Source organism: Microbacterium sp. (genome assembly GCF_048259935.1).
GTDB lineage: Bacteria > Actinomycetota > Actinomycetes > Actinomycetales > Microbacteriaceae > Microbacterium.
On sequence record NZ_JBLXHF010000002.1, the window covers coordinates 518,074 to 543,526 of the forward strand.

The 25,453-nt window shown below is 63.6% G+C and carries 28 protein-coding genes; 7 read left to right on the forward strand and 21 right to left on the reverse strand.

The window, feature by feature from the left end; genetic code table 11:
- Positions 1-321: 321 nt before the first annotated feature.
- The 7 genes from dnaB to ACN0RC_RS05395 form a co-directional block, all read right to left on the reverse strand.
- Positions 322-1,695 (reverse strand): replicative DNA helicase, encoded by a 1,374-nt coding sequence (gene dnaB / locus ACN0RC_RS05365; RefSeq protein ID WP_417509663.1) that lies wholly within the window; start codon positions 1,693-1,695, stop codon positions 322-324.
- Positions 1,696-2,235: 540 nt separating this feature from the next.
- Positions 2,236-2,688: a 50S ribosomal protein L9 gene (gene rplI / locus ACN0RC_RS05370; protein ID WP_417509523.1), complete on the reverse strand. Its 453-nt coding sequence runs from the start codon at positions 2,686-2,688 to the stop codon at positions 2,236-2,238.
- 11 nt (positions 2,689-2,699) lie between these two features.
- Positions 2,700-2,954, reverse strand: coding sequence for a 30S ribosomal protein S18 (gene rpsR / locus ACN0RC_RS05375; protein ID WP_017829850.1), 255 nt, complete (start codon positions 2,952-2,954; stop codon positions 2,700-2,702).
- An 85-nt stretch (positions 2,955-3,039) separates the two neighbouring features.
- On the reverse strand, positions 3,040-3,549 hold the full coding sequence (locus ACN0RC_RS05380; protein ID WP_417509525.1) for a single-stranded DNA-binding protein: 510 nt from the start codon (positions 3,547-3,549) through the stop codon (positions 3,040-3,042).
- 5 nt (positions 3,550-3,554) lie between these two features.
- Positions 3,555-3,923: a 30S ribosomal protein S6 gene (gene rpsF, locus ACN0RC_RS05385; protein WP_417509527.1), complete on the reverse strand. Its 369-nt coding sequence runs from the start codon at positions 3,921-3,923 to the stop codon at positions 3,555-3,557.
- 152 nt (positions 3,924-4,075) lie between these two features.
- Entirely contained in the window at positions 4,076-4,516 is a 441-nt protein-coding gene (locus ACN0RC_RS05390) for a PIN domain-containing protein (RefSeq protein ID WP_417509529.1), read from the reverse strand.
- Positions 4,513-4,719 (reverse strand): type II toxin-antitoxin system VapB family antitoxin, encoded by a 207-nt coding sequence (locus ACN0RC_RS05395; protein ID WP_417509530.1) that lies wholly within the window; start codon positions 4,717-4,719, stop codon positions 4,513-4,515. Before ACN0RC_RS05395 ends, ACN0RC_RS05390 begins: the two co-directional genes overlap by 4 nt.
- A 47-nt stretch (positions 4,720-4,766) precedes the next feature.
- On the opposite strand from ACN0RC_RS05395, the gene ACN0RC_RS05400 reads away from it, so the two are divergent.
- Together ACN0RC_RS05400 and ACN0RC_RS05405 are read left to right on the forward strand one after the other, a co-directional pair.
- On the forward strand, positions 4,767-5,651 hold the full coding sequence (locus ACN0RC_RS05400; protein ID WP_417509532.1) for a hypothetical protein: 885 nt from the start codon (positions 4,767-4,769) through the stop codon (positions 5,649-5,651).
- Between the two features lie 111 nt (positions 5,652-5,762).
- Entirely contained in the window at positions 5,763-6,869 is a 1,107-nt protein-coding gene (locus ACN0RC_RS05405) for a hypothetical protein (protein WP_417509665.1), read from the forward strand.
- Between the two features lie 89 nt (positions 6,870-6,958).
- Here ACN0RC_RS05405 and ACN0RC_RS05410 read toward each other — a convergent pair whose 3' ends face one another.
- Genes ACN0RC_RS05410 through ACN0RC_RS05425 form a run of 4 tightly spaced genes read right to left on the reverse strand, consistent with a single transcriptional unit; the run spans position 6,959 to position 11,361 of the window.
- Positions 6,959-8,386 (reverse strand): CCA tRNA nucleotidyltransferase, encoded by a 1,428-nt coding sequence (locus ACN0RC_RS05410; RefSeq protein ID WP_417509534.1) that lies wholly within the window; start codon positions 8,384-8,386, stop codon positions 6,959-6,961.
- Positions 8,387-8,420: 34 nt separating this feature from the next.
- A complete protein-coding gene (locus ACN0RC_RS05415; RefSeq protein WP_417509536.1) occupies positions 8,421-8,711 on the reverse strand; it encodes a hypothetical protein in 291 nt (96 codons plus the stop codon).
- A gap of 21 nt (positions 8,712-8,732) precedes the next feature.
- A complete protein-coding gene (locus ACN0RC_RS05420; protein ID WP_417509538.1) occupies positions 8,733-9,785 on the reverse strand; it encodes an LLM class flavin-dependent oxidoreductase in 1,053 nt (350 codons plus the stop codon).
- Between the two features lie 43 nt (positions 9,786-9,828).
- Positions 9,829-11,361: a class I SAM-dependent methyltransferase gene (locus tag ACN0RC_RS05425; protein WP_417509539.1), complete on the reverse strand. Its 1,533-nt coding sequence runs from the start codon at positions 11,359-11,361 to the stop codon at positions 9,829-9,831.
- Between the two features lie 98 nt (positions 11,362-11,459).
- Here ACN0RC_RS05425 and ACN0RC_RS05430 point away from each other — a divergent pair, with 98 nt between their 5' ends.
- From ACN0RC_RS05430 to trxA, 3 genes are all read left to right on the forward strand, one after another.
- A complete protein-coding gene (locus ACN0RC_RS05430; protein ID WP_417509541.1) occupies positions 11,460-13,556 on the forward strand; it encodes a DUF6049 family protein in 2,097 nt (698 codons plus the stop codon).
- An 84-nt stretch (positions 13,557-13,640) separates the two neighbouring features.
- A complete protein-coding gene (trxB, locus tag ACN0RC_RS05435) occupies positions 13,641-14,612 on the forward strand; it encodes a thioredoxin-disulfide reductase (protein ID WP_417509542.1) in 972 nt (323 codons plus the stop codon).
- Positions 14,613-14,660: 48 nt separating this feature from the next.
- Positions 14,661-15,014, forward strand: a complete 354-nt coding sequence (gene trxA / locus ACN0RC_RS05440; RefSeq protein ID WP_417509667.1) for a thioredoxin — start codon at positions 14,661-14,663, stop codon at positions 15,012-15,014.
- A gap of 121 nt (positions 15,015-15,135) precedes the next feature.
- Here the strand turns inward: trxA and ACN0RC_RS05445 are convergent, their stop codons facing one another.
- The 10 genes from ACN0RC_RS05445 to rpmH form a co-directional block, all read right to left on the reverse strand.
- Entirely contained in the window at positions 15,136-15,471 is a 336-nt protein-coding gene (locus ACN0RC_RS05445; RefSeq protein ID WP_417509544.1) for a tryptophan synthase subunit alpha, read from the reverse strand.
- 9 nt (positions 15,472-15,480) lie between these two features.
- Complete coding sequence (locus ACN0RC_RS05450; protein WP_417509545.1) at positions 15,481-16,923, reverse strand: sugar porter family MFS transporter; 1,443 nt, start codon at positions 16,921-16,923, stop codon at positions 15,481-15,483.
- 67 nt (positions 16,924-16,990) lie between these two features.
- Complete coding sequence (locus tag ACN0RC_RS05455) at positions 16,991-17,965, reverse strand: ParB/RepB/Spo0J family partition protein (protein WP_417509547.1); 975 nt, start codon at positions 17,963-17,965, stop codon at positions 16,991-16,993.
- A complete protein-coding gene (locus ACN0RC_RS05460; protein WP_417509549.1) occupies positions 17,965-18,837 on the reverse strand; it encodes a ParA family protein in 873 nt (290 codons plus the stop codon). The genes ACN0RC_RS05455 and ACN0RC_RS05460 overlap by 1 nt, the downstream gene beginning before the upstream one ends.
- Before the next feature lie 227 nt (positions 18,838-19,064).
- Entirely contained in the window at positions 19,065-19,685 is a 621-nt protein-coding gene (gene rsmG, locus ACN0RC_RS05465) for a 16S rRNA (guanine(527)-N(7))-methyltransferase RsmG (protein WP_417509550.1), read from the reverse strand.
- 19 nt (positions 19,686-19,704) lie between these two features.
- Positions 19,705-20,199, reverse strand: a complete 495-nt coding sequence (locus tag ACN0RC_RS05470; protein WP_417509552.1) for a protein jag — start codon at positions 20,197-20,199, stop codon at positions 19,705-19,707.
- Complete coding sequence (gene yidC / locus ACN0RC_RS05475; RefSeq protein WP_417509554.1) at positions 20,199-21,266, reverse strand: membrane protein insertase YidC; 1,068 nt, start codon at positions 21,264-21,266, stop codon at positions 20,199-20,201. The genes ACN0RC_RS05470 and yidC overlap by 1 nt, the downstream gene beginning before the upstream one ends.
- 3 nt (positions 21,267-21,269) lie before the next feature.
- The gene (gene yidD, locus ACN0RC_RS05480) at positions 21,270-21,620 is read right to left on the reverse strand and encodes a membrane protein insertion efficiency factor YidD (RefSeq protein ID WP_417509556.1); all 351 of its coding nucleotides are present in this window, start codon (positions 21,618-21,620) and stop codon (positions 21,270-21,272) included.
- Positions 21,617-21,967, reverse strand: coding sequence for a ribonuclease P protein component (gene rnpA, locus ACN0RC_RS05485; protein WP_417509558.1), 351 nt, complete (start codon positions 21,965-21,967; stop codon positions 21,617-21,619). Before rnpA ends, yidD begins: the two co-directional genes overlap by 4 nt.
- 5 nt (positions 21,968-21,972) lie before the next feature.
- A complete protein-coding gene (gene rpmH / locus ACN0RC_RS05490) occupies positions 21,973-22,110 on the reverse strand; it encodes a 50S ribosomal protein L34 (protein WP_045278552.1) in 138 nt (45 codons plus the stop codon).
- 322 nt (positions 22,111-22,432) lie between these two features.
- Here rpmH and dnaA point away from each other — a divergent pair, with 322 nt between their 5' ends.
- Complete coding sequence (gene dnaA / locus ACN0RC_RS05495; RefSeq protein WP_417509561.1) at positions 22,433-23,824, forward strand: chromosomal replication initiator protein DnaA; 1,392 nt, start codon at positions 22,433-22,435, stop codon at positions 23,822-23,824.
- A gap of 467 nt (positions 23,825-24,291) precedes the next feature.
- Entirely contained in the window at positions 24,292-25,437 is a 1,146-nt protein-coding gene (gene dnaN / locus ACN0RC_RS05500) for a DNA polymerase III subunit beta (RefSeq protein WP_417509563.1), read from the forward strand.
- Positions 25,438-25,453: the final 16 nt, after the last annotated feature.

The following is a 25,453-nucleotide window of genomic DNA, read 5'->3' on the forward strand; positions in this document are numbered from 1 at the left end:
CGGCCAAGTCACCCATGGGAGGTTGCACACGTCGCTGAGTCTCCGGACCCGAGTTCACACTGTCTATTGGAACTCGACACGTTCCCCGGCTGGGGAGCTGCGACCCGGGCGCGGTGGAAGCTTCGATGTGATCGACGACGAAGGCCGGCATCTTGGCCAAGTCACTTCAGTCCGCGCCGGCATGGAACTCATCGAGAAGTCCTTCTCGGAGTGAGATCACGCCGCGGCGACCTCGCCGCGCGGGGATGCATAAATGTCCATATGGACATCACGTGGACATTTCATCCGCGAAATGGACACTTCTAACTAATCCCTACACCTCTAGTTGAAGTCGCCGCCCTGCGCCATATCCGCGAAGCGCGAGTAGTGGCCTTGGAAGGCGAGGTTGATCGTCGCGGTCGGACCGTTACGGTGCTTCGCAACGATGAGGTCGGCCTCGCCGGGGCGCACGTCTTTGTCGTAGACCGAGTCGCGGTGCAGCAGGATCACCATGTCAGCATCCTGCTCGATCGAGCCAGACTCGCGCAGGTCGCTGATCTGGGGCTTCTTGTCTTGCCGCTGCTCGGAGCCACGGTTCAGCTGCGACAGCGCGATGACGGGAACCTGCAGCTCCTTCGCGAGCAGTTTCAGCGCACGCGAGAACTCCGAGACCTCTTGCTGGCGTGACTCGACGCGCTTGCCGCTGGTCATCAGCTGCAGATAGTCGATCACGACCATGCGCAGGCCCTCGCGCTGCTTCAGGCGGCGGCACTTCGCACGAATCTCGACCAGCGTCATGTTGGGGCTGTCGTCGATGAAGAGGGGGGCGTCGTTTATGCGCCCGCGAGTCGCGGCGACCGTGGTCCAGTCGCGGGGGTCGAGTGTTCCCTTGCGCATGTGCTGCAGCGGAATCGCGCCCTCTGCACTGAGCAGACGCATCGCGATCTCACTCCTGCCCATCTCGAGCGAGAAGAAGACGGTCGGCTGCTTGTGTCCGATCGCAGCTGCACGTGCGATGTCGAGCGCGAGCGTCGACTTGCCGACGGCGGGCCTCGCCGCCACGACGATCATCTGTCCGCCGTGCAGACCGTTCGTGAGTTCGTCAAGCTCTTTGAAGCCGGTCGGCACGCCCGTCATTGAACCGTCGCGACCACTGGCCGCCTCGATCTCTTCCATCGCAGCATCCACCGCGACCGTGAGGGGCACATAGTCCTCAACGGTCTGAGTGCCGGTGACCGCGTAGATCTCGGCCTGCGCGTTGTTGACGAGGTCGGTCGCGTCGCCCTGGCCGTCGTACCCGATCTGCACGATGCGCGTGCCCGCGTCCACGAGGCGGCGCAGGATGGAACGCTCGGCGACGATGCCGGCGTAGTACCCGGCGTTCGCCGCGGTCGGAACGATCGAGGTGAGCGTATGCAGGTAGTCGGCCCCGCCTGCACGACCGAGCTCACCCGTCTTGATGAGCTCGTCGGTGACAGCCACGACGTCAGTCGGCTCACCATGCGAGTAGAGCGAGAGGATCGCCTCGAAGATGAGCTCGTGCTTGGGGATGTAGAAGTCGGCGCCCTTGAGCGTCTCGATCACATCGGCGACGGCATCCTTCGACAGCAGCATTCCGCCGAGCGCACTCTGCTCAGCGAGGAGGTCATGGGGCGGTACGCGTTCGGGTTTGCGCTGCCCACCAAGGCGTTCCTCCGAGATGTCGGCTATCGACACTGTGATCCCTTCGGGTACGGCTGACATGCGGACAGCTCAGGGATCAGCGGCCCCCAAGCCCGGCGACAGCGGAGTGAATTTCGCGATCAGGACAAGCGAATCACGCACCACAGACATCTCGTCGCGTGTCCACGGTACGAGCAGGGTTATCCCCATGCAAGACGGCCTGTGGATAACTATGTGGATAGATTGCGGAGAACTTCGGAGTGTCTGTGTAGAACGCATGTGGATAACCCTGTGGTGGACACAAACTTACTACGCATTAATTGCTTCTGATCAGGGATTAAGAGTTTCCCCAGGCTGTGGATGAAATCCGGCTTAAATCAGTGATTGAAGGTTTCGCGCGCCATGTGCGGATGTGTACAACCTGGGGAGAAGTCAAGCCCGAATTTTCTCGGGCGCGTCCATTTTCATCAGGCTGAGAACACGCCGGTCAGCACCCAAAACACTCCAGGCACGGCCCACCAGAGACCAGCAGCGGGAAAAGCAGAGAGCCTCCGATCCATCAGGATCGGAGGCTCTCTGGAAGGTTGTTTCGACTTACTTGGCCGCGACGACCTGAAGGGTGATGACGGCCACGACGTCTTCGTGCAGACGCACGGTCGCCTCGTGGTCACCGGTCGACTTGATCGGCGAGGTGATGGTCACCTTGCGCTTGTCGATGGCACCGAGGCCAGCAGTCGCGACAGCGTCGGCGACGTGCTCGGTCTTGACCGAGCCGAACAGGCGTCCGCCGTTGCCGGCCTTCACCGTCAGGCGGACCTTCTGGCCCTCGATCGCGTCCTTGAGTGCCACGGCCTCTTCACGGTCGTGGATCTGGCGTGCCTTGCGAGCAGCCTGGATCGACTCGACCTGCTTGGCACCGCCACGGGTCCAGCCAGTGGCCAGGCCCTGCGGGACGAGGTAGTTGCGGGCGTACCCGCTCTTGACCTCGACAACGTCACCGGCGCTTCCGAGCCCGGCGACCTCATTCGTGAGAATCAGCTTTGCCATGTCAGCACCCCTTAGCGGCCAGCGCCGGCGTAGGGCAGGAGAGCCATTTCGCGTGCGTTCTTGATCGCCGTGGCGATCAGACGCTGCTCCTGCACCGAAACTCCGGTGATACGACGGGCGCGGATCTTGCCACGCTCCGAAACGAACTTACGGAGGGTTGCGACATCCTTGTAGTCAATGACGCCAACCCGGATCGACTTCGCGGGAGCGGTGGGCTTGCCACCCTTCCGCGGCTTGCGGCGGTCGCCGCTCGACTTTCCAGCCATGGTTTTTCCTTATTGATAAGAGCGGATGCCGTACCCGTCGACCACTGAGCTTGTCGAAGTGTCAGGGACCGGATCCAAGTTGTGATTAGAACGGGGTGTCGTCGCCGAAGCTGCCCGGAGTGCTCCAGGCATCGGCGCTCGTCGAAGAACCGGGCGTGGACCACGGCTCTTCGGACACCTGCTGCTGCTGAGCCGGACGCGACTGCCCGCCACCGCCACCGGCGCCGCCGGAAGCAGCACGGGTGACCTGAGCGGTCGCGTAACGCAGCGACGGGCCGATCTCGTCGACCTCGAGCTCGATGGACGTGCGCTGGTTTCCCTCGCGGTCCTGGTAGGAGCGCTGACGCAGACGGCCCTGCGCGACAACACGCATGCCCTTGGTCAGAGAACCCGCCACGTGCTCTGCGAACTCGCGCCACACGGACGCACGGAGGAACAGCGCATCGCCGTCCTTCCACTCGTTCGCCTGACGGTCGAAGGTTCGCGGCGTCGATGCGATGGTGAAGTTCGCCACCGGCAGCCCGTTCTGCGTGTAACGCAGCTCAGGGTCGGCCGTGAGGTTTCCCACCACGGTGATGACGGTTTCGCCGGCCATGAGACTCAGGCCTTCGCAGCCTTGGCAGCCTTGCGAGCAGCCTTCTCTTCGGAACGCTTGGCCTCGGATGCGACCATTGCCTGTGCCTCTTCAGCACGGAGGACCTTGGTGCGCATGATCTGCTCGTTCAGCTTGAGCTGACGGTCGAGCTCCTGCGTGGCCTCGCTGGTAGCGGTGAAGTTGACGACGGCGTAGATGCCTTCGGTCTTCTTCTGGATTTCATAGGCGAGCCGGCGCTTGCCCCAGACATCGACGTTGTCCACTGAACCGCCATCGTTGGTGATGACCTTCAGGAACTTGTCGAGCGTGGGCGCAACCTGGCGCTCGTCGACCTCAGGGTTCAGAATGACCATGAGTTCGTACTGGTGCGTCACTTACCCACCTCCTTCGGACTTGAACGGCTTCCGAGACTCTCTCGAAAGCAGGAGGGTGTGTGCACGTGTCCGTCTTTCGTACCGCCGAATGCAGCGCGATAGACAGACAACCTGAGCAGTCTACTTCAGTTCCGGGCGTGTCGCGAATGCGATCAATCGACCGAACCCCGCGGGACGATCCAACGGTGCGAGAAGGTCGGCTCAATGGCGGCAATGTTCTCGAAATCAGCGTCGTAATGCACCACGCTCACCCGCTGGTCAGCCGCCGTGTGTCGAAGCGCGGTGGCTGCGATCTGCAGGTCACTCACACCGACAGCTCGGCCCCTGCCCGCGGTGAACAGTCGTCGCTGCAGCTCAACGGCGAGACGCGCTATCTCGGCGTCCGGCTCGAGGAAGATCTTCGCCTTCGCGCTCGCGTCGATCAGCTTTCGATGTTCCTCGGCGTTCCGAGCGGAATATCCTTCCTCCAGCAGCTGTGGAAGGCAGCTTGCCAGTTGGCCGGTGACCAGCAGATCGATCAGCGCCTCAGCGACGGCATCCGAGCGATGAATCCTCTGAAGTGCAGAGTTGTCGACCAGGTAAAGCTGGTTCATCGTTGCGCGTCAGTGGTGACATCGGCGTCATCGAGCTCGATGGCCACTCCGCTGCGCAACATGTCGATATAGCCGAGAGCCTCGGCGCGCCTCACGGTCTGAGCGAGCGCCTCGTTCACCGCCGCTTTCTTCGTCGTCGCGCCAGTGAAGTGCATCGCCTTTTCGAGCAGGACATCATCGACGTCAATGATGGTTTTCGTCATCGCATCTCCCGAGATATCTAAAGCTTCGTTTTAGTGTATACCGACACGTGCGCGATCTGCCCGGTACCGTGGTCGGCATGCAGTGGATCTCAGACCCTCTGGCGACCGGCACCTGGTTGCGCGATCGCCTCGACGCCGACTGGTCGATTCACCATTTCGTGCCGCACGGCTTCGAGGCCTATGCGCGCATTTTCCATCCCGCCTCGGTGCGTCAGAGTGCGGATGCCGTCGACCAGCCCACCACCTGGAAAGAAGCAGCAGCGGCCTTCGGCACGACGCTGTACGCCGAAGCATCCTGGCAGCAGTTGGTCCGCACCCCTCCGGAAGGCAACTGGCATACGCAGATCGCGACCGACGGGCGCGAGTTCTCCGCGCCTCGCGAAGGATGGCTGGATGCCAGCATCCTGAGCCGCCTCACCGGCCACCTTTCTGCGCACACGAGCGCACCAGACGAGTGCGTCGCCGGCGTCTGGGAGGGCTGGGGCGGGATGCTCGGGTTCATGGGCACCGGGCCGTCACGCGCATCTCTCGCGTTCAGCGAGGACGAGATCCATCAGCAGGTGCTGTGGCAGAGCATCCGCAATCCTTTTGAGAACCCGTTTCAGCGGGCGAGCTGGCAGCCCGGCATCCTCTCGGACGAGATATCGAAGGGACCGCGTCTCGAGCTGCCCGACCGCGCACACGTGCTCTTCACGGCTGCGCTTTCGACGTTCGCAAACCCGGACTGGCAGGACGAGGCGCCATGGGGCGACGAGGCGCTGAGCCTGCTGTGGCCCGCTGATCGCGCATGGGTCATGACGACCGAGATCGACGATGACTCGACGATCGTTGCGGGGTCCGCGGCGCTGATCGAGGCGATCTGCGCGGATGCTGCGATCGAAGCCCTGCCTCTCGCTGAGGGTGCGAGCCTGGTTGCTGCATCCCCGCAGTGAGAATTGCTTTGCCGCACGAGACTCGTGCTGGCAACGCCCGTCTCATGCGGCAAAGCAATTCTCGCGGCCGCGCAGAGCGCTGCCATCGCGGGATAGCGTGGTCTGGTGAGCATGCCCCCTCCGCAGCCGATGACCTTCGACGCTCGCGCGCTGACCGAGCCCGTCGATCCGAGAGCCGTGAGTGCCTTCGCCGCGGAGATGAAATCGCGACGCACCGGATCCACCAGTGTGACGACCGTGATCTCCATCGTCGTCGCAGTCATCGCCGTCCTCATCATCGTGCCGATGATGTTCGTGCTCACCGTCACGATCCTCACCGGCTACAACTCCTTCATCGCCGTGCTGCCGCTGCTGTTCATCGCTTTCGTGGGAGTGACGGTCGGGATCGTCGCATGGTTGTCCGTCCGTCGCCGGCGCGTCGTGGACTTCCGCCTCGATCGTTTCGCGGCGGCGAACAACATGACGTATGCCGGTGAGGTCTCCGATCCGCCGTTGCCCGGCATGATCTTCACCCTGGGTCGCGCGCGCAAGGCGAATCAGCTCGTCCGCGGGCAGAGTCCCCGTTTCGTCGAGTTCGGCAACTACCAGTACACGACGGGTTCCGGTAAGAACTCGACGACCCACAAGTGGGGCTACGTCGCCGTGAAGCTCGACGTTCCCCTGCCGAACATCGTGCTCGACGCCCTCGGCAACAACGCGATCTTCGGCACGAACCTGCCGGCGTCGTTCCAGAAGGAGCAGCGACTGTCGCTCGAGGGTGACTTCGACAGATACTTCACGCTGTACTGCCCGGCCGGCTACGAGCAGGATGCCCTGTACCTCTTCACGCCCGACATCATGGCGCGCTTCGTCGACAATGCGGCGCAGCTCGACGTCGAGATCGTCGACGACTGGCTGTTCCTCTACACGAAGCGCGAGGCTTCGACGCTCGACCCGAACACCTGGGCGTGGCTGTTCGGCACTGTCGGAGCGCTCATCACCAAGTTCGACCAGTGGGCGAGGTGGCGCGACGAGCGGCTGAACCATACGCCCACGGTGCACATCGAGCCGGGGTCGGGATCGCACGCGCTTCCCTTCGCGCCACCGGCGGGGATGCTGACACCACCGCCCGGTGTGGCACTGCCAGGGCGACGGCTCAAGCGCGGTGGCCGGTGGATCACCGTCGTCATCGCCGTGATCTTCGCGGTCGTGTGGTTCGCATCGCGGCTCCTGGGCTGACGACCCGATGAAGACGATGTTCGGCCTCGACCCCGGACTTGTCCTCATTCGAGCAGCTCGCCACAATGGCGTAAGCCGCGGCGAGCGCACTACCCGCGCGCAGCCCACCATTCGCGCAGGCGCTGCTCCGCAGCATCCGCGCCGAGCACACCCTCGTCGAGTCGCAGCTCGAGCAGGAACTTGTACGCCTCACCCACCTCGCGACCGGGCGCGATACCAAGGATCTGCTGGATCTGGTTGCCGTCGAGGTCAGGACGGATCGAGTCGAGCTCCTCCTGCTCGCGCAGGTCGGCGATGCGCGACTCGATGTCGTCGTAGGCGGATGCCAGGCGCTGGGCCTTGCGACGATTGCGAGTGGTCACATCCGCACGGGTCAGGATATGCAGCTGTTCGAGACGGTCGCCGGCGTCGCGGACGTAGCGGCGGACCGCGGCATCCGTCCACGCGCCTTCGGCATAGCCGAAGAAGCGCAGGTGCAGTTCGATGAGCTTCGCCACAGCATCCGTCGTGTCGCCATCGAAGCGCAGCGCCTGCAGGCGCTTGCGCGCCATCCGCGAGCCGACCACGTCATGGTGGTGGAACGTCACCGCTCCCCCGGACTCGAGCTTTCGAGTGCGGGGCTTGCCGATGTCGTGCAGCAGGGCCGCGATACGCAGCGCAACGTCAGGGGCATCACCCGGATGCCGCGACTTCTCGAGCTCGATCGCCTGCTGCAGCACGGTCAGAGAGTGCTCGTAGACGTCCTTGTGGTGATGGTGCTCGTCGACTTCGAGGCGCAGCGCACTCACTTCGGGCATGAACTCTTCGATGAGCTCGCTGTCGACGAGAACGCGGATGCCGCGGACCGGGTCGTCGGTCTGCATGAGACGCACCAGTTCGCTCTGGATGCGCTCGGGGCTGACGATCTTGAGTGTTTCACGCAGTTCCGAGATCGCCGCGAGAGTCTCATCTGCGATGGAGAAGCCGAGCTGGGCGCTGAAACGGGCCGCGCGCAGCATCCGGAGCGGATCGTCTCCGAAACTCACCTTCGGGTCGGTCGGGGTGCGAAGCACTCCCGCGACCAGGTCTTCGACGCCACCGGTCGGATCGACGAGTGTGATCTCGGGAACCTTCAGCGCCATCGCGTTCACACGGAAGTCACGGCGCACGAGGTCACCCTCGATCGCGTCACCGAACTCGACGGTCGGCTTGCGGGTCACCCCGTCGTAGCTGTCAGCGCGGTACGTGGTGATCTCGACCTGCTCGCCGCGCACGCGGGCGCCGATCGTGCCGAACGCGCGGCCGATGTCCCACTGGGTGCTCGAGATGGGCGTGACGATCTTCAGGATCTCGTCGGGCGAAGCGTTCGTCGTGAAGTCCAGATCGTTCACGTCGCGGCCGAGCAGCGCATCGCGCACAGGACCGCCGACGACAGCGAGATCGAACCCGGCATCCTGGAATGCCTGCGCCACCACCGAGACGACCGGTCCTTCGGCGAGCTCGCGCAGTCGGGCGAGCCCTTCGGCCATATTCAGCATGGGTTCCAGCGTACCGGGGGATCCGCCTGCCGTTTCAGCCTGGGTAGCCGGTGATGTCGCGGATCTCCTGGCTGTGCCGGCGCCGCATCGCGAGAAGGGCGACGCTCATGAACGCTCCGCCGATGAGCGCGATGGCCAACAAGATCCAGATGCCCAGGTCGCGGTCGACCAGACCGAGCGCGAAGACGACTATCAGCGTGGCGACGAACGCCAAGCCCTCGATCGCGGCGAAAGCGATGAAGAAGCGAGTCTGTTGCCGCTGGTGCTGACGCCTCAGCTGGTCGACGCGATCATCATTCGAACTGCCGTTCAGCGAGTAACTCATGGCTGAAGCGTACCGGCCGCTCTACACCGGGTCGCCCTGAACCGGCCCCTCGGTGTTGGGCTTCCACCCGAGCGCGGGTGCGACATGCTCAGCGAATGCCTGCAGCACGTGCAGGTTGTAGTCGACACCCAGCTGCGTGGGGATCGTGAGCATTAGCGTGTCAGCGGCCATCACGGCCTCATCGGCCAGAAGCTGCGAGATCAGCACATCGGGCTCCGCCGCGTAGGTCTTGCCGAACGTGGAGCGCATCCCGTCGATGATGCCGATCTGGTCGCCGTTCTCGGCGCTGCGAAGCCCGAAGTACGCCCGGTCCGTGTCGTTGATCAATGGGAAGACGCTGCGGCTGACCGAGACGCGCGGAGTCCCTGTGTGCCCGGCACCCTTATAGGCCGCGCGGTACATGTCGATCTGCTCGCGCTGCAGCTCGTGGAATGGCACGCCGGTCGCCTCGGTGAGCAGCGTCGAGCTCATCAGGTTCAGGCCCTTGCGGCCGGTCTCCTCGGCAGTCACCCGCGAGCCGGAACCCCACCAGATGTGGTCGCGCAGAGTCTCGGAGCGTGGCTCGACGGCAAGGTACCGGCCCTCGCCGACCTGCTGCGGGTCCCCCTGCACGACGCCCGCGCCATCGATCGCCTCGAGGAACAGCTCGAACTTGTCGCGGGCGAGATCCGCTCCGCGCGGGTCCTCGGACCCGACGTCACCGAACGCCTCGTAGCCGCGCAGCGCGGTCTCGGGTGAACCACGGCTCACGCCGAGCGCAATGCGGCCGCGGGCGATGAGGTCGAGAGCCGCGGCCTCTTCGGCGAACTGCAGCGGGTTCTCGTAGCGCATGTCGATCACACCGGTGCCGACTTCGATGCGCTGGGTCTTCGCGGCCATCGCGGCCAGCAGCGGCATCGGAGACGCCGCCTGGCGAGCGAAGTGATGCACGCGCAGGTATGAGCCGTTCACCCCGATCTCATCAGCGCCGACCGCGAGATCGATGTGCTGATGCAGCATCTCACCGGCTGTGCGCGTGCCGGAACCGGGCACATCGGCGTAATGCCCGAACGAGAGGAATCCGAAAGCCTTCATATCTTCATGCAACCGCATGCATACCCGCGGCATTCCCGATCGTTCACTGAACCTCCGGCACCAGGAAACCATCGCGCACGAGGTCGCGGATGCGCGGCTCGAGCTCTGCCCACAGGTCAGCGAGCGGCACCTCGAACAGATCAGCCAACGCCGCGACGATCTGCGACACGGTCAGCTCGCCGTCGCACGCGCCGACGAAGCCGGCGAGCGCAGAATCCACCGAGATCGTGCGCCCGAACCCGCCGCCCTGACGCAGTTCGATCACGCTCGGGTCATCATCACCGGGCATGTAGTGCCGCGCCTCGGTGACATCGGATGCCGTGACCAGAGTCTGCGGTAGCCCCTCAGCCAACAGGTCGTGCGCGGCAAGGCCGTCGCGCAGCGCCCGCCCTGTGCCCGAGAGCGGCTGTGACAGCTTCTCGAAACGACGCATCGGCACCCGATCGGTCGCTGAGCCCGTCGAAGTGGGACCGCGCCGCAGCAGCACGTACCCGAACCCGATGGCGGTGACTCCGCGGGCGGTGAAGTCGTCGAGCCAGGCTTCCAGCATCCGCCCGAATGCCTCATCGCGCGGCGTCGTGCCGCCGTCGCGGATCCACAGTTCCGCGTACCCCAGCGGAGTGAGTTCTTCACGCTCGATGACCCACGCGTCGAGCTCTGGGGCGATCCACGATTCAAGACGGTCGAGTCCGGTCTCTCCGGATGACTCCCAGTTGCCCAGCAACTGCGCAACACCGCCCGGCAACAGGTGCGATGCGGCCGAGCGCACGAACTGCTCCACGAGCGCATCGCCGATCAGCCCTCCATCGCGATACTCGTAAGCGGTGACCCCGTCCACGCGCGGAGTGATCACGAACGGTGGATTCGACACGATCAGATCGAACGCCTCGCCGGCGACCGGCTCGAACATGCTCCCCTGCCGGAACGTGATGTTTCCCACCCCGTTCAGTCGCGCGTTCAGCGCCGCGAACGCCAGGGCGCGCTCAGATACATCCGTCGCGACGACCTCACCGGCTTGCCGGGCGACCAGCAGCGCCTGGATTCCGCAGCCGGTTCCGAGGTCCAACGCCCGCGAGACGGGTGCGGGAACGACGAGTTCGGCAAGGGTTCGGGATGCTCCACCCACCCCCAGCACGTGATCGGCAGGCAGCGCGGAACCCAGAGCCAGCTCGTCGAGATCGCTGGCGATCCACCACTCGCCGATGCCGTCAGCATCGACGAAGGACTGCGGCCTGATCAGCGCCGCAGGAACGACGTCGGCTGCCGACACGCGCGCGAGCCCCAGAGCGACAAGACCATCCACTCCCAACCGTGGGAGCGCGTACGAGACGAGGGCAGCCGGCTGCGGCATCCCGAGGATCAGCAGCCGCCCGAGCGTTGCCAGGGCGCTCTCGTCTCCATCGACAGCGCGCAGCAGCGGCTCGCGCACGCCGCGGCCGAGAGCGTCGTCGGCCTCTTCGCCCCACAGCATCCGAAGGGGTTCAGAGCGGAAGTCAACCGCGTCCAGATCCGCGGCCAATGCCGAGATGAGAGCGGGATCTGGGATGGGCGGGAGCGCGTCGGACACGGCCGTCACTCTACGCGCCTTCAGGCAACCCTGAAGGCGCACACCTAGAATTGCGAGGTCACAACTCACGGATCCGCCACCCCCGGCGCCCGAGGAAGACCAGAGACTTGATCAGCCCCCGAACCGGCAGACATGAGCGCGCGCACCGCGGCGCACGCGTCGCGGTCGTCTTCGCGCTCGCCTTCGGTCTCGTGGCTGCGCCTCATCTCTCCTCTCCCACTGCCGCCGTCGCTTCCGCAGATGACACGGATGACGCGGCGGATGACAGCACGATCCAGCTCTCTCTGCGCGCAGGAGTGCACGGGGTGGTGCAGCCCGGCGCACCCGTGACGGTTGTCGCGTCGGTGCAGAATGACACCGATGAGACTCTCACCGCCGGTCGGGTCACGGTCGAGCTGAACCGTACTCCGCTCTCGAGCTCCGAGGCCCTGACGGCGTGGCTCGACAGCGGAGAAGCGGCGGGGAGTTTCACACCGCTCGGCACGGACGACTCGCTTCCGGTGCCGGAGTCCGAGAACATCACCGTGCCCGTCAGTGCACCCGCAAGCGCTGTGGGTGACCTCACCGCAGGTGTGTACCCGTTGCGGGGATCGCTGTCCGCGACAGGCCTGTCATCCGACGCCACCGCGAGCAGCGTGCTCATCGTCAACGCCGACGCCTCGCGACAGATCACCGTTCTCGTGCCGATCACCGCGACTCCGAAGGATGGCGCGCTGCTCACTTCTGATGAGCTCACCGCGCTGACCGCTCCTGATGGTGCGCTGACCGCGCAATTGGATGGCGTGGCCGGAACCTCCGCGGTGCTGGCGATCGACCCCCTCATTCCCGCGGCCATCCGAGTGCTCGGCACCGCGGCTCCCACGAGCGCGCTCACCTGGCTCACGCGACTCGAATCGCTCGCCAACGAGCGCTTCGCACTGCAGCCCGGTGATGCGGATGCCACCGTGCAGGCCCGCGCTGAGCTTCCCACCCTGCTCCAGCCGCTGACGCTGGACTCGTATCTCGACCCGGCGAACTTCGCACCGACGAGCTCTACAGCTGCGCCCACGCCTTCGGCGTCGGCATCCCCTTCGCCCTCCCCCACTCCGAGCGAACCTGAGCTCCCCACGGACGAAGAGCTCACCGCGATCGCTGGCGCAACCGGCGGAATCCTCTGGCCGCTCGGCGACGTGCAGACCGCCGATCTGTCGACGTTCGACACCTATCTCGCCGCCGACGCGACGACAGTTCTGCCGTCGACGTCGCTGGCCGCTACAGCATCCGCGCTCATCGATGTCGACGGTCATCGGGTGATGGCTGCGGATGCCGCGGCATCCGCCTCGTTCTCCGACGCCGCCGCGACGCTCGACGACGCATCTCGCGAGAACGAGATCACCGCCGGGATCGCCCAGCTCACCTATGCCGCCGGCACTTCGCTTCTCGTCGGCCTCGATCGCGACGAGACGCGCACCGCTGATTCGCTGCGCGAGACGATCCTGTCGACCTCTGTGGTCGCGCAGCCCACGACGATGCAGGATCTGCGCACCGAAAGCCCCGCGCTCAGCACCATCGTCGGGGAGGCGGGCGATCATCGCGCCACCGCACTGTCGGGCCTGCTCTCTGACGAGAGTCGGCTGACAGAGTTCGCGTCGATCCTCGACGACCCCGACGTGCTGCTGTCGCCGGAGAGGTTGAGCATCCTGCGCCTGATCGGCGTCGGCACCGCCTCGAACTTCCCCGCCGCCGTCACGAGTCATCGGATGGCGACCGTCGCGACGCTGAACGCCGTGGGCGTGCAGCAACCGAGTCCGATCCAGCTGTTCACCTCCGCCGCTCCCCTACCGGTCTGGGTGCGCAACGATCTGCCCTGGCCGGTGAACGTCATCCTCGACTCGCGCCCATCGGATGCCCGGCTCGACGTGCGCCCGCGTACCGAGGTGACCGCGCAGCCGGCCAGCAATACGCGAGTCAAGGTTCCGGTCGAAGCACGCGTCGGAAGCGGCGAGCTCGACGTTCATTTCGCCCTCACATCTCCCACCGGTGTGCACATCGGTGAGGACCAGACTGCGAGCGTGACGGTGCGCGCGGAGTGGGAGAGCATCGGGCTCATCATTCTCGGTGGCGTCATCGCGATTCTGCTTGTCCTGGGCGTCATCCGCACCGTCGTCCGGCGCCGTAAGGCAAGAGAATCGGATGCCGCGGCCGAGACCCCCGTCGCGCCATAGCCTGCGCATCGCTGCGCGGGAATGCCACGCGGTTACCATTGGTTTGAAGCAGTGAGCGTCTGCAACGGCGAGAAGAGAGAGCACATGCGCAAGGTCATCATCATCGGTTCCGGCCCCGCCGGATTCACGGCGGCCATCTACGCGGCCCGCGCGAATCTCGAGCCCCTGCTCATTGCGAGCTCGGTCGAGGTCGGTGGCGAGCTGATGAACACCACCGATGTCGAGAACTACCCCGGCTTCCCCGAGGGCATCCAGGGTCCTGACCTGATGACGAAGTTCCAGGAGCAGGCCGAGAAGTTCGGCACCGAGGTCGTCTACGACGACGTCACATCGCTCTCGGTGGACGGACCAGTCAAGAAGGTCGTGCTCGGCAGCGGCGCAGAACACGAAGCGCAGTCGATCATCTACGCAACCGGCTCGGCCTACCGCAAGCTCGGCATCGAGGGCGAGGAGCGTCTCTCCGGGTACGGCGTCTCGTGGTGCGCCACGTGCGACGGCTTCTTCTTCCGTGAGAAGACGATCGCTGTCGTCGGCGGCGGCGACTCGGCGATGGAAGAGGCTACCTTCCTCACCCGCTTCGCCTCCAAGGTCTACGTGATCCACCGCAAGGACACGCTGCGCGCCTCGAAGATCATGCAGGAGCGCGCCTTCGCCAACGAGAAGATCGAGTTCATCTGGAACAGCGAGGTCGCCGAGATCACCGGTGGCGATTCGGTCGCGGGTGTGACACTGCGGTCGACGGTCGACGGTTCTTCGCGCGAACTCGCCCTCGACGGCGTCTTCGTCGCCATCGGCAACGACCCGCGCACGCACCTCGTGCACGACAAGCTCGAGCTCACCGCTGAGGGCACGATCTGGGTCGACGGCCGCTCCTCGCGCACCTCGGTGCCCGGGATCTTCGCCGCGGGTGACGTCATCGATCCGACCTACCGTCAGGCCATCACCGCTGCCGGCTCGGGAACGGTCGCTGCCCTCGACGCTGAGCACTACCTTGCGGATTTTGAGGATGCCTCGGTGGAGGTTCCGGCAGCCGAGGCCGCTGCGGTCATCGCCTGACGGGAACACGATCGACCTCTCTGCTGTTGCAGAGGGAGAACTTGAATCATTTCGACAGATAAGAAGCAGGAGAATCAGATGACTGCCAAGGTAACGAGCCAGGCAACGTTCGAACAGGACGTCCTGCAGGCTGAGGGCCCCGTTCTCGTGGACTTCTGGGCCGAGTGGTGTGGACCGTGTCGCATGGTCGCACCGGTTCTCGACCAGATCCAGGCTGAGCACCCCGACAAGATCACCATCATGAAGCTCAACGTCGACGAGAACCCCGAGCTCGCGATGAAGTACCAGATCACGTCGATCCCGGCGATGAAGGTCTTCCAGGGCGGCGAGGTCAAGACGACCATCATCGGTGCGAAGCCGAAGCCCGCTCTCGAGCAGGATCTCGCCGCGTACATCGGCTGATTCCGCCCGCGCCCCGCGAACCTGCAAAACCACGCCGAGACCACATCGAAATGATGTGGTCTCGGCGTGGTTTTGCAGGTTTGTTGTGCAGGGGCGTCGCCCCTCGCAACTCGCACGGATGCTACGAGGCGTCAGCGATCGACGCATCCCAGAGGCGGTGCCGTGCACCCTCGTCGAGGAGTCGCCATACGGCGGGCGTCAACTCGGGGTACTCCAGCGCGATCTGGCGCATGACGCGGTAATTGCGGGCCGAGTTCGGCCGCACGCCGTTGTTCGCCGCGATGTTCTCGGCGCGCAGTAAGAAGACGACGAGCTCGTCGACGCTGGGGAGATCCTCCATGAATTCCCATGGATCCTCGCCGTTCAGCAACCGCTCCTGAATGAGGACCGCCCGTTCGTCAGAAGCTTCTGCCCGCAGGACTTCAAGACTCGCGCGGCGCGGAACAGCTTCAGACATACCTCAAGCCTACGCGTGCTTTTTGCCTCCGCGGCGCGGCAGATTCACCACATCCGTCATGGTTTCGAGCTCTCGACCCTTGGTCTCCGGCACTTGGAAGTACACGAAGAAGAACGACACGATCGCGAAGAACGCGTAGAACCCGTAGGCGAAGGTGAGACCGATCTCTGCGAATGCGGGGAACGTCGTCGAGATGAAGAAGTTCGCCACCCACTGAGCGGCAGCGGCGACCGCCAGAGCGCCGGCGCGGATGCTGTTCGGGAACATCTCGCCCAGCAGCACCCAGACCAGTGGACCCCAGGTAGCCCCGAAGAAGACGACAAAACCGTTCGCGCAGATCAGCGCGATCAGCGACCACGGCTGCGGGAGGACGACGTTGCCGTCCTGCAGAGTTCCGAACGAGAAGGCGACCGACATCATGCCCAGGGTCACCGCCATGCCGATCGATCCGGTGAGCAGCATCGGGCGTCGACCGACCTTGTCGACGAGAAGGATCGCGATGATCGTCACCACGATGTTCGTGATCGAGGTGATGACCGAGGTCATCAGGGCGCTCGATTCGTCGAATCCGACCGAGAGCCAGAGCGTGGTCGAGTAGTAGAAGATCACGTTGATGCCGACGAACTGCTGGAAGACGCTCAGCAGAATGCCCACCCAGACGATGGGTTTCAGGCCGAATCTGTCACCGCGAAGGTCCTTGAGCGACTCTTTCTGCTCGACATTCAGTGTCTTACGGATCTCTTCGATCTTGAGGTTCACGTCTTTCTCACCCGTGAAGTCGTAGAGAACCTGCGATGCCTTGTCGATCTGGCCTCTGGCGACCAGGAATCGTGGAGATTCCGGGAGCCTGATCGCCATCACGCCGTAGACGATCGCGGGAATCGCCTCGACCATGAACATCCAGCGCCAGGCGTCGATGCCGAACCACAGGATGTTCGCTGCGCCACCGGCGATGGTGGCCAGGAGTGCGTTCGAGAGCAGCGCGGTGAAGATACCGGTGACGATGGCGAGCTGCTGCAGAGACCCGAGCCTGCCGCGTACTTTCGCGGGCGAGACCTCGGCGATGTACGCCGGGGCGATGACGGATGCCGCGCCCACTCCGAGCCCGCCGATCACACGCCACACGATGAGGTCGACCACGCTGAAGGCAAGTCCCGATCCGATCGCGGAGACCAGGAAGAGGATCGCCGCGATGATCATGACGGGTATACGGCCGAGCTTGTTCGCAAGACTTCCCGCAAACCACGCACCGACGGCGCAGCCGATCAGAGCTGATGAGACAGCGAAGCCTTGGAGTCCGGGTCCGAGCTCGAATGCACCCGCCAGAGCGTCCACTGCTCCGTTGATGACCGCGGTATCGAAGCCGAACAGGAAGCCGCCCAGGGCTGCCGCGATGCTGATTCCGATAACGCGCGCGCTGAAGCGCCCCGCTGTGCGGCTTCCGTCAGACATGTGTCTCCCTCGTTTGAGCCCACTCTAGGAGTCGTCGCGCATCAGGGCGAGACAAATCCGAATCGAGTCAGGATCCGTACTGTTCTTCACCGAGATCGCTGAGAATGCGGTTGAGGTCCTGGATTGATGCGAATTCGATCGCGACCTGGCCTTTTCGTGCGCCCAGAGTGATCTTTACGCGGGTGTTCAGACGGTCTCCGAGCTTGCCGGCGACCTCATCGAGATACGCTCGGCGCGCACCCGGCTGCGGCTTGACCTTCTTCGTCCCGGCGGCCGGAAGCGTCTTGGCCGCCTCCTCGGTCGCGCGAACGGAGAGGTCCTCGTTGACCACCTTGTCGGCGAGCTTCTGCATCTGCTCGGCATCGTTGAGTGAGAGCAGAGCGCGCGCGTGTCCGGCGGAGAGGACGCCCGCCGCAACGCGCTGCTGAACGGGCACGGGGAGCTTCAGCAGACGGATCGTGTTGCTGATCTGCGGACGCGACCGGCCGATGCGTGTGGCCAACTGCTCCTGCGTGATGCCGAAATCTTCGAGGAGTTGCTGATAAGCGGATGCTTCTTCCAGCGGGTTCAGCTCGGATCGGTGCAGGTTCTCCAGGAGCGCGTCACGGAGGAGATCCTCATCATCGGTCTCGCGAACGATCGCAGGGATCATCTCGAGTCCAGCCTCGCGAGCAGCGCGGGTGCGCCGCTCCCCCATGATCAGTTCGTACTCGCCCTCAGAGTTCTTCCGAACCACAACAGGCTGCAGAACTCCGAACTCACGCACACTGTGCACGAGCTCGGCAAGTTCGCTCTCATCGAAGTGCGTGCGCGGTTGGCGCGGGTTCGGGACAATTGCGTTTGGATCGACCTGGATCAGGTGAATGCCGGGAACAACTTCGAGATCGGGCTCAGAATCGGCCGCGGGAGCGGTGCTCGTCGGCTTCTCCGCATCCGCGATAATCGTCGCCCCAGGGAAGAACACGTCAACAGGCCGAGTCGCCTGGTCACTCGTAGGGATAAGGGCGCCGATTCCGCGGCCCAATCCGGTGCGCTTCGCCATCAGTTCTCCTTGCTCTGCGTCTTTTTGGACGCGATTTCTACAGCGGCCTCGCGATAGGCGATCGCTCCGGCGGATGCTCCGTCGTAGGTGATCACCGTCTGGCCGAAGCTGGGTGCCTCAGAGACACGGACCGAACGTGGAATGACCGTGTTCAGCACCTGCTCTGGGAAGTGGTTGCGTACTTCATCAGCGACCTGTTGCGCGAGACGGGTACGTCCGTCGTACATCGTCAGCAGGATGGTCGACAGATGAAGGGCCGGATTGAGGTGCTTCTGAATCATCTGGATGCTGCCCAGCAGCTGGCTCAACCCTTCCAGTGCGTAATATTCGCACTGAATGGGGATGAAGACCTCTGTTGCCGCAGTGAACGCGTTGATCGTCAACAGTCCGAGCGACGGCGGGCAGTCGATGATGATGAAGTCAATGGGGTGCTCAGCGAGATACTGATCCAGGGCCCCGCGGAGACGGTGCTCTCTCGCCACCTGCGAGACGAGTTCGATCTCTGCGCCGGCGAGGTGAATCGTGCTCGGCGCACAGACGAGGTTTTCGGACTCGGGGCTCTGCTGCAGGATGTCAGCGAGCGGAACCTCATTAATCAGCACGTCGTAGATGCTCTGAGTCTCTGCGTTGTGCGGAACTCCGAGCGCGGTCGAGGCGTTCCCTTGGGGATCCAGATCGATCACCATCACCTTGGCACCCAGTGCAGCCAGCGCCGACGCGATGTTCACGGCGGTCGTCGTCTTACCGACGCCACCCTTCTGGTTCGACACCGTGAGAATGCGGGTTTCTCCAGTGAAGGTGACCTTCGCGTCTTCGAGATTGCGACGACGGGCCGACAGATCAGCGATCTCTCTCGCGAGCGGCGTATCCATCCCGAATGCATCGTTCGGTGCTTGCTTCTCGGATTGTTTCACGTGAAACATCCACTCCTCTCGATGGCCGCGTTCCACTCTACTGGGGTCTTCCGACACGGAGATCCCAGTACAGCCAGCCTGTGCAGAACTCCTGCGAGCTAGCGATTCTCGGTCGAATGTTTCACGTGAAACATCGGCTCTTCATTTGTGGCGCAAACTGCGTGACGATCTACCCGCGTGCGTGATCAACCGCGCACGGTTGCCCGAATGACTCGTGTCGACTCCGACAGGGTGTCCTCGCCGAGCACCTCGACGCGCACGTCGCTCAGTCGGTACTTCTTGATCTGTTTTGCTGCTGCAGTGATCTCAGCATCTGCGTTCTTACCCTTGAGGAGCACAAGCTCTCCCCCATCGCGCACGAGCGGCGCTGTCCAGGGCAGTAGAGTGCGCAGCGCGCTCACGGCACGAGCCGTCACGACGTCGAATTGAGCTGGCGGCACATCCTCTGCGCGTGACCTCAGCACCGTGGCGTTCTGCAGCTCGAGTTCAGCCACCTGCTCATTGAGCCAGACGACACGACGCTCCATCGGCTCCACCAACGTCCACGACACATCCGGCCGTGCGATTGCCAGGACGATACCCGGGAGTCCAGCACCTGAGCCGATGTCTGCGGCAGAGCCGTGGAAGAGAGGAGCGGCAATCGCACTGTTCAGCACATGGCGCGTCCACAAGCGTGGCAGTTCCAGCGGGCCGATCAGGCCGCGCTCCTCGCCCTGAGCGGCAAGTGCGGCAGTGAACGATCGCGCCAGTTCGATGCGATCGCCGAACAGTGCCTGGGCAGCCTCGGGCTCAACCTCAACAGTCATGAATGTTTCACGTGAAACATCAACGACGACGGATGACCGTGTGGCGGTCCGGGCCCTCGCCGTATGACTCAGAAACGAGGTCGCGGTCAGCGACGACATCGTGCACGAGCTTGCGCTCGTAGCTCGACATTGCGGGGAGGGATGCTTGCGATGCACCCTCATCGAGCTTGATGACTGCAGCGTCGACAAGCTTCTCGAGCTGACGACGACGAGCGTCACGTGATCCGCCCACGTCGAGGATCAACCGTGAGAAGGCACCGGTCTTGCTCTGGACTGCAAGGCGGGTGATCTCCTGCAGCGCCTGAACGGTGTCGGGGTTCGAGAGCACCGAGATGCTCTCATCCTCGGATTCAACCGACACGTATGCACGACCCTGTCGCACGTCGAGGTTCAGATCGCCGTCGATGTCTGCGATGTCGAGAAGTTCTTCGATGAAGTCCGCGGCCACATCGCCTTCATGCTCCAGCTGGTCAGCGGTCTGCTCAGGGCGTTCAGTCACGTTGTCAGTGGTCATCAGTTCGTGCCCTTCTTCTTCGCGCGCTTCTTACTCACAGGCTGCTGGCGCTTATACGCCTCCTGCTTCGCCTTCTCTGCTTCTTCCAGCATCCGCTGCTGTTCTGCCTCATACGCCGCCATCGGAACAACTTTGCCCGAGGAGTCGATCGCCTTACCCTTGCGAGCCAGACGCTCTTCGCGAGCCTTCGCGGCTTCAGAACCAGGGGTGGGCATCTCACGGATGACAAGGAACTGCTGAGCCATGGTCCACAGGTTCGAGATGAACCAGTACACGACGACACCCAGCGGGAAGAAGACACCCGAGAAGATGAAGCCCAGCGGCAGCACATAGAGCATGATCTTCTGCATCTGGTACGCCTGCCCGGTCTTGGCCTCGGGCGACAGGTTCTTCGAGATGATCTGCAGCTGCGTGAAGAATTGCGAACCGATCATGAGAACGACGAGGATCACCAGTAGCACGATCGCGACGGTGTTCTGCGTCTCGACGGCCTGGCCGAGCGTGCCGTGCAGCGAAACAGAGCCGAAGATCGTGGCGTCGTAGAACTCCTGGGTGAGGTCGGCACTGAGCAGCCCCACACCACCGAGACCCTGGGTCGCGTGCTTCGTGACGTCGTTGAGCACGCTGAACAGCGCGAAGAAAATCGGCATCTGCACGATGAGCGGCAGACAGCTCGACATCGGCGAGGTGCCGTGCTTCTTGTACAGCGCCATCGTCTCGCGGCTCATGGCCTCGCGAGAGAGCTGGTCCTTCTTGCCCTTGTACTTCGCCTGGATCTTCTTCATCTCCGGCGCGATCTCCATCATCTTGCGCTGGCTCTTGATCTGCCGCACGAAGAGAGGGAACACCGACGCGCGAACGACGATGACGAGACCGATGATCGAAAGGATCCACGTGACGCCGGACGCCGTAGGCAGACCCACCGCGGTGAAGAGCCAGTGCCAGGCGACGAGGATGAGCTCGACCGCCCACTTGAGCGGCCAGAGGATGGTGCCGAGCAGATCGAATCCGCCGCCCCCGGTGTTAGGTGTCGGCGTCGCTGAGGCGAGCAGAAGGTCAAGACCCACTGATCAGTCCTTTCGGGAAGGTACGACGAAACCTCGGGGGGTCAGGTCGTATCGGAAATGGTCGTGGGGGTGAACGTCATCGACGCCACCCTTGGTCCAGGGGTTGCAGCGCAGGATGCGCCATGCCGAGAGCAGAGCTCCCTTGATCGCGCCGTGCTGCTGAACCGCTCCTACAGCGTAAGCCGAGCACGACGGATAGTACGCGCACACATCTCCGTAGATCGGCGAGATCACGGTGCGATATGCGGTGAGAAAACCGAGGACCAGATTGCGTGGGACCAGCGGGATGCTGCGCGCGAGGTCGCCGCCGTGGAGGTGGGCAGACCCCATTGCATACGAAGGCAGTGCGCTCATGCGGCATCCGTCTGTCGGCCGAGCCTGCCGAGGCAGCGCGTCACATCTGATCTGAGCTCGCTGAACGATGCGGTTGCAGACGCAGGAAGGGCACGGATGACGACATCCGTGCCCTGCGGTACCGCTGCGATCGCTTCTGCGCACACGGCCTTGAGCCGTCGGCGCACGGTGTTGCGGATCACAGCGGTACCCACCTGCTTGCTGATGATGAACCCGAACCGGGGTTCACGTGCTTCACCGGTCGTCAACATCGAGGTGACGACTCGGGCCCCCCCGCACCGGACACCGCGACGGACGACTGACTTGTAGTCAGTGCCTCGCGTCAGTCGGAACGGACGGGCGAGCACGAGGCTTAAGCCGAGAGCTCGGTGCGGCCCTTCGCACGACGAGCCGCAAGGATGCCGCGGCCGGCGCGAGTGCGCATGCGGGCGCGGAAGCCGTGCTTCTTGGCACGACGACGGTTGTTGGGCTGGAAAGTACGCTTGGTCATGGAATCACTCCGGGAATGGCTGTCACCGGATGAGTACGACCGGAGACATTGGGGAACTGCCCAGATCCGGGCATAAGTCAACCGATTAAGGGTACGTCTTGACAGCGCAGAGAGCAAATTCTCCGCGCGAGGGCGCAAGCGCGTGCATCTGCCTGCATGCCAATTATCCACAACCTCAACACACGCGGCGTGCAAGACACACCCCCGGTTTTCCACAGGCAGGTTGCTGATAACGGCGCGGATGACTACCGTGGCATCCGAAGTTATCCACAGGGGGAATGCACGTTTCACCGCTCCTCCGACCACACCCGCCTGGAGCACCATGTCTTCTCCTGCCCAGCCCGACGTTCCTATCTGGGCAGAGGTCACAGAGCTCCTCGATCAGGATGAGCGCGTCACCCCGCAGCTGCAGGGGTTCCTGAGCCTCGCCGTTCCGGCCGGCGTCATGAGCGCGACGCTCTATCTCGACGTCCCCAATGATCTGACCGCCGCGCAGATCAACAAGCGCCTGCGGGTGCCGATCATGGAAGCGCTCGCCCAGCTCGGAGAAGACGTCACCTCCTTCCGCGTCGTCGTCAATCACGAACTCGCCGAGCAGCCCACGGCCCCCATCGCCGTTGCCGACTTCGGTCGCCCAGAAGCACCTCGCACCGACATCAGCAACGAGTTGCCGACCCCGCTGCGCCACGAGTCACGGCTGAATCCGAAGTACACCTTCGATAATTTCGTCATCGGACAGTCGAACCGCTTTGCCCACGCGGCCGCGGTGGCTGTCGCCGAAGCGCCAGCGAAGGCTTACAACCCACTGTTCATCTACGGTGACTCCGGCCTCGGCAAGACCCACCTGCTGCACGCCATCGGTGATTACGCGCAGTCGCTCTACACCGGGGTGAAGGTGCGATATGTCTCGAGCGAAGAGTTCACAAACGACTTCATCAACTCGATCGCGAACAACCGCGGCTCCGCTTTCCAGGCCCGCTACCGCGATGTCGACATCCTTCTGATCGATGACATCCAGTTCTTGCAGGGTCGCGCCGAGACGCAGGAGACCTTCTTCCACACGTTCAACACCCTGCACGACCACAACAAGCAGATCGTGATCACCAGTGATGTTGCGCCCAAGCACCTCACCGGTTTCGAAGACCGCATGCGCAGCCGCTTCGAGTGGGGCCTGATCACCGATGTGCAGGCGCCTGACCTCGAAACTCGCATCGCGATCCTCCGTAAGAAGGCGCAAAGCGAGGCGCTGCACATTCCCGATGAAGTGCTCGAGTACATCGCGACGATCGTCTCGTCGAACATCCGTGAGCTCGAAGGCGCGCTCATCCGCGTCTCGGCCTTCGCCAGCCTCAACCGATCCGCGCTCGATATCTCGCTCGCGCAGACGGTTCTTCGTGACATCGTCGACACGGCAGAAGACAACATCATCTCGCCGACCGACATCATCACCGCGACGGCGGGGTACTTCAAGCTCACGGTCGATGACCTCTACGGATCCAGTCGCTCGCAGCAGATCGCCACTGCTCGTCAGATCGCAATGTATCTGTGCCGCGAGCGCACGAACCTGTCTCTGCCGAAGATCGGCCAGCTCTTCGGCAACCGCGACCACACGACGGTGATGTACGCATACAAGAAGATCAGCGACCTCATGAAGGAACGACGCTCGATCTACAACCAGGTGACCGAGATCACCACGCAGCTCGGCCGCCGCTGACGCTCCCTGAGCTCGTCGAACGCTCCCTGAGCCGTCGAACGCTCCCTGAGCCTGTCGAAGGGTTGACACCCGGGGGATCACCCCTCAAAATGCCGCTTTGCACATGTGGATAACTTGTGGATGAATGTGCCTCGAGTTCGGGACGAATGTGTGCGAATCTCCAGAACCTGTGGATAACTCCGGTTTGACCGGATGCTGCACCAGACCCGTATTCATGCGGATTCCTCAGGAATTCCACAACTCACACGTGTGTAGTTCCTTACTCGCGATTGATATCCACCGAGTTATCCACAGTATCCACAGCTGTTAACAATGTTAAGAAGTTAATTCTCTAGGGTCGACATCCGATCACCTCGAAGATGTGAAAACTTGGGCGTATGGCGCGATCGCGCTGTGGGGATACGATGGGAACCCCTGAGGTGAGCCGACGCCCCTCAGGTCTTGTAATTCACGACGAGGGAGCGCCAGTGAGGTTCCAGGTCAACCGCGATGTATTCAGCGAGGCTGTGTCCTTCGTCGTCAAGCTGCTGCCGCAGCGCAATCCGCAGCCGATTCTTGCTGGTGTTCTCATTGAGGCAGGCGACAGTGGACTGACGCTCTCGGCCTTCGACTACGAGGCATCCGCTCGCACGACGATCGACGCGACAGTCGACACACCGGGCACGATCCTGGTGCACGGTCGTCTGCTCTCCGACATCGCAAGCCGGCTCCCGAACGCCCCGATCGAGATCGCTGTCGAAGAAGACGGCGGCATCTCCGTGACGTGCGGCTCCGCCCGGTTCATGCTGGCTGCAATGCCCGTCGAGGAATACCCATCGATTCCCGAGGTTTCCGGATCCTCCGGTGTCGTTCCCGCCGACGAATTCGCCACGGCGATCGCGCAGGTCGGTTTCGCCGCATCCCGCGACGACGTGACTCCTGTGCTCACTGGTGTGCAGCTTGAGGTCTCGGGCCAGAACCTGAGCCTGGTCGCGACAGACCGCTATCGCGTTTCACTGCGGGATGTTCCGTGGGATGGCGAAGCATCCGAGCAGACCGCGCTCGTTCCGGCTCGCACGCTGACCGAAGTCGGCAAGACCTTCGGGCACGCAGGCACGATCCAGATCGCGTTCTCCGGAGCAGGTGACCGCGAGATCATCGCTTTCACCGCCGGCAACAAGACCGTGACGTCGCTGCTGATCAAGGGTAACTTCCCGCCCGTTCGCCGGCTTTTCCCCGAGCAGACCGACCACTACGCGGTCGTGAACACCGCGGATCTCATCGAAGCGGTGCGCCGTGTTGCGCTGGTTCTCGACCGCGCAGCCCCCCTGCGGTTCACGTTCAGCTCCGACAGCGTGACGATGGATGCTTCGGGCAGCGAGCATGCTCGTGCCTCCGAGTCCGTCGACGCGCACCTGGCCGGCGGTGGCGATGACGTGACGCTAGGACTGAACCCGCAGTACCTGACCGAGGCGCTGAGTGCGGTCAAGAGCGCTTTCGTCCGCGTGACGTTCACCTCCAGTGACAACGCGAACAAGCTGAGCCCGGTGCTCATCACGAGCCAGACCTCGGTAGACCAGGCAGGTCTCGACTCGTACAAGTACCTGCTCCAGCCGAACCTGCTGCTTCGCTGACGACCGCAGCGCCGCG

Coding starts and splice junctions, on each gene's coding strand:
- dnaA (WP_417509561.1), top strand. CDS start 22,433: ATGTCTTCTCCTGCCCAGCCCGACGTTCCTATCTGGGCAGAGGTCACA.
- ACN0RC_RS05395 (WP_417509530.1), bottom strand. CDS start 4,719: ATGACGAAAACCATCATTGACGTCGATGATGTCCTGCTCGAAAAGGCG.
- ACN0RC_RS05380 (WP_417509525.1), bottom strand. CDS start 3,549: ATGGCCGGCGAAACCGTCATCACCGTGGTGGGAAACCTCACGGCCGAC.
- ACN0RC_RS05405 (WP_417509665.1), top strand. CDS start 5,763: ATGCCCCCTCCGCAGCCGATGACCTTCGACGCTCGCGCGCTGACCGAG.
- ACN0RC_RS05450 (WP_417509545.1), bottom strand. CDS start 16,923: ATGTCTGACGGAAGCCGCACAGCGGGGCGCTTCAGCGCGCGCGTTATC.
- ACN0RC_RS05445 (WP_417509544.1), bottom strand. CDS start 15,471: ATGTCTGAAGCTGTTCCGCGCCGCGCGAGTCTTGAAGTCCTGCGGGCA.
- rpsR (WP_017829850.1), bottom strand. CDS start 2,954: ATGGCTGGAAAGTCGAGCGGCGACCGCCGCAAGCCGCGGAAGGGTGGC.
- ACN0RC_RS05455 (WP_417509547.1), bottom strand. CDS start 17,965: ATGGCGAAGCGCACCGGATTGGGCCGCGGAATCGGCGCCCTTATCCCT.
- ACN0RC_RS05390 (WP_417509529.1), bottom strand. CDS start 4,516: ATGAACCAGCTTTACCTGGTCGACAACTCTGCACTTCAGAGGATTCAT.
- ACN0RC_RS05470 (WP_417509552.1), bottom strand. CDS start 20,199: ATGACCACTGACAACGTGACTGAACGCCCTGAGCAGACCGCTGACCAG.
- trxB (WP_417509542.1), top strand. CDS start 13,641: ATGCGCAAGGTCATCATCATCGGTTCCGGCCCCGCCGGATTCACGGCG.
- rplI (WP_417509523.1), bottom strand. CDS start 2,688: ATGGCAAAGCTGATTCTCACGAATGAGGTCGCCGGGCTCGGAAGCGCC.
- rpmH (WP_045278552.1), bottom strand. CDS start 22,110: ATGACCAAGCGTACTTTCCAGCCCAACAACCGTCGTCGTGCCAAGAAG.
- rsmG (WP_417509550.1), bottom strand. CDS start 19,685: ATGACTGTTGAGGTTGAGCCCGAGGCTGCCCAGGCACTGTTCGGCGAT.
- ACN0RC_RS05420 (WP_417509538.1), bottom strand. CDS start 9,785: ATGAAGGCTTTCGGATTCCTCTCGTTCGGGCATTACGCCGATGTGCCC.
- yidD (WP_417509556.1), bottom strand. CDS start 21,620: ATGAGCGCACTGCCTTCGTATGCAATGGGGTCTGCCCACCTCCACGGC.
- ACN0RC_RS05410 (WP_417509534.1), bottom strand. CDS start 8,386: ATGCTGAATATGGCCGAAGGGCTCGCCCGACTGCGCGAGCTCGCCGAA.
- ACN0RC_RS05460 (WP_417509549.1), bottom strand. CDS start 18,837: ATGGATACGCCGCTCGCGAGAGAGATCGCTGATCTGTCGGCCCGTCGT.
- ACN0RC_RS05415 (WP_417509536.1), bottom strand. CDS start 8,711: ATGAGTTACTCGCTGAACGGCAGTTCGAATGATGATCGCGTCGACCAG.